Here is a 2715-nt window from a genome sequence, read left to right on the forward strand (position 1 = left end):
CATCGACACCCTGCCCAGCATCAAAGCCGAGCAGGGCTCAATAGACTGACCAAACCGTTCACTTCTCGAACGCCGGAACCGACCAGTTTTCGAGCGCCGTCCACACCATGGCCTGGCGACGTGCCCGCTGTCGTGCCGCCTGCTGTGAGGTCAACTCGATCACGCTCCTTCGTCCGCCGCCGAACACTCGGCGTTGAACTCCAAAAGCGCAGGTGGCGTCTCCGCGGATCACGGTGATGTCAGTTCAACGGGCCGACGATTCGTGCTCAAGAAATGTCAGAAACACCTCATGCATTCGCGGAGTAGCGTCATTTCGCTGTGATGTAATGAGTGAATGGAATCGTCAGTCGAGAAGGCAGGTGATCGGGCGATTGCGCGGAAGTCCCCGCGGGCGCCGGGGCAGGTCTTGGAGTGCGGCTGGTGTGGCGGGCCTGTCATCGTCCAAGTCCGCGGTCGCATGCCGAAGTGGTGTTCCTCGACCTGCCGGACGCGGGCATCCGAACGGCGCCGGGCCGCAGCCGACGGGCTGGCTGCGGTGAAGGTTGTCGAGCGCGACATCGAGCGCATCAAGACGGTCACGGTCGTTCAGCATCACACTCGGCAGGTCGAAGTCGAGGCGGTGCCGTGGCCGTCGGCGACGAGCGATTGGGTGACGGCAATCCGTGGTCTGACTCAGCGCGTCGAGACCGGCAGGGTCTACGACCGAGACCTTGAGTCGCTCGCCGGCGCCGTCAACGATCTGGTCGGTGCATTGGTCCGGAGAGGCCAGCATCGTTGACGTTCGACGTGCGCCGGACTGGTTCGGCTGAAGCCAACACGACCGTATGGCCGCTCGGCCCGCGCGAGTTATGCGCATAGACCACTCGGTAGAGAGTCAAGAGCCCCGTAGAGTGTGACAGTGGTGATAGAAGCCCTGCAGCGATGGCGAACGTAAACTTCCGAGACCCCCCTGTCGTCGAGGTGGCTCTGAGCGTGCAGTTCGAGGCCGTTCCAGGATTGGCGTCATACCGGTCGGGTGAGTTGTATGGCCGCTGGTCGGGGAAGTATCCGGTCGTGTCGCAACAGAGTGAATTGCCGCCTCTCCCTCCGCTTGATGCTGAGGATGGGGACTTGTTCCTCCAAGTCGGTGGCTCCTCTGGGTCGCGCCTGTGGTTCGAAGCCGAGGACGGCGGCTATCTGATCCAACTCCAAGCCGACCGACTGACGGTCAACTGGCGGAGGCTCACGACGCAGGCCTACCCCAGATACCCCGAAGTGCGGAGCCGGTCGTGGCCGCATGGATGGTTTGGTCGGGGCACTGGGGGGACCCCCGCACGCTAATCAGATCGAAGTGATCTACGTGAATCGGGTGCCTCGCTCGCCTGATCGGGTTCTCTAGGGCTGGGACAACCCCATATGTGTGCAGGAGGACGGACGCTTCAACGCAGTGTTTGAGCGGTCACTGCGGCTCCCCGCTGCAAGATTGGTCAAGGGGCAGACAGTCCTTGGTGGCCGTTATGGGGAACTAACGGAAACGATGCTCTCGTTGATGGTGCGTGCGGTGCCGGAAGCGGCAGACATGCCGATCTTCGCGATAGACGCTGCCCGCGAGTACATAGTCACTAGATTCAAGGCAATAACGGACACGTCGATGCACGAGGAGTGGGGTGTCGTGGATGGCTCAGACGCTTAGTGCCCAGCGTGGGGTCGACCCAAGTTCAATCTCGTGGCGGCCGTCGCTTTCGCTTGCGGCTCCGGGCTTGGATGACTGCTCCTGGCCGGGACTCGAGTGGCGGCCGGCATCTGAGCGCGCCGTCGCTGCGCTCCTGACTCGCAATCAGCTCCGCGCTGAGAGTCATGTGCGCGACATCGCGGTCGCCTTCCTGGCCAGCTTGTGGAGCGCCGACATGCCCCTGCCAAACCGCCTGCTGCCCCAAGCCTTCCAACTGCCTGGGGGTGGCATGCAGCTGGAATGGCATGCGGGCAGCGACCATGTCGAGGTCTCCATCGAGGCGAGCGGCGTGGTCGGCCTTTACATCGATTCGACCTCGGGCTCATTTGACCTGGAGGTGGTCCCCAATGGGTCGCCCATCCCGCGCGTGCTCTTCGAGACTATTCAGCGGATCACGACGGCTGCCCGGGATGCGCACGCTGCGCGTTAACGTGACAGAGGATTCTCACCGCAGGGTCCCCATGGTCCCGAGTCATCTGCCCATTGATCAAGCCTCTCTGCGCTACCTGCCGCCGTCCTCCGCCAAGTTCAGGCCTCACACCCATGAGGACGGGTTGTCGGTATACAGGCGAGCAGGTCTTGAGAGCATTGGACTGGGCGCGGAAGACGTGGCTCGAGCTGGCAAGGGGCCGGCGGTGGTTGCTGGCCTTCAGGATGTTCATCTCCTCGCGCAGGGCCCTAGAGATTGCGGACGACCCCATGCCTGTGCCGCCTGATGTCTCCCCCGCACACGCACTCATCACCGGTTGGCGTTCAATGACAGATGCAGAGAGCCGGCGTGTGGCCAGGGCTCTCGCGAAGTTGGCCACCTGCGTTTACCCCGACTCGGATTGGCATATCGCTGCGTCCTTAGTGAAGGCGCGGGCAGAGCAGGCATAGGTGTGGAATCCCTCCCAAAGAGGCTCTTCCGATTTGAGGGTGTAGCCGGTTGTCGGCGTGGGGGCGTGTCGGTGTCGGGTTGATGGGTCGAGGTCTTCCGATGATGGGAGTTACGACTCTGCCCA

General features: G+C 62.8%; 3 protein-coding genes. All 3 read left to right on the top strand.

Features of this window, described 5'->3' with window-relative positions; genetic code table 11:
* Nucleotides 1-334 precede the first annotated feature (334 nt).
* Nucleotides 335-778 (top strand): hypothetical protein, encoded by a 444-nt coding sequence (locus tag ABD209_RS15615; RefSeq protein ID WP_344067854.1) that lies wholly within the window; start codon nucleotides 335-337, stop codon nucleotides 776-778.
* Nucleotides 779-921: 143 nt separating this feature from the next.
* Complete coding sequence (locus tag ABD209_RS19885; RefSeq protein ID WP_425564699.1) at nucleotides 922-1320, top strand: TIGR04255 family protein; 399 nt, start codon at nucleotides 922-924, stop codon at nucleotides 1318-1320.
* 518 nt (nucleotides 1321-1838) lie between these two features.
* Complete coding sequence (locus ABD209_RS15620; protein WP_344067856.1) at nucleotides 1839-2141, top strand: hypothetical protein; 303 nt, start codon at nucleotides 1839-1841, stop codon at nucleotides 2139-2141.
* The last annotated feature ends 574 nt before the right edge of the window (nucleotides 2142-2715 follow it).

This window comes from Nostocoides vanveenii, assembly GCF_039531165.1.
In the GTDB taxonomy this organism is placed as follows: domain Bacteria; phylum Actinomycetota; class Actinomycetes; order Actinomycetales; family Dermatophilaceae; genus Nostocoides_A; species Nostocoides_A vanveenii.

Excerpts from the sequence above, each read along its gene's own strand:
- ABD209_RS15615 (WP_344067854.1), top strand. The coding sequence starts at position 335 with ATGGAATCGTCAGTCGAGAAGGCAGGTGATCGGGCGATTGCGCGGAAG.
- ABD209_RS19885 (WP_425564699.1), top strand. The coding sequence starts at position 922 with ATGGCGAACGTAAACTTCCGAGACCCCCCTGTCGTCGAGGTGGCTCTG.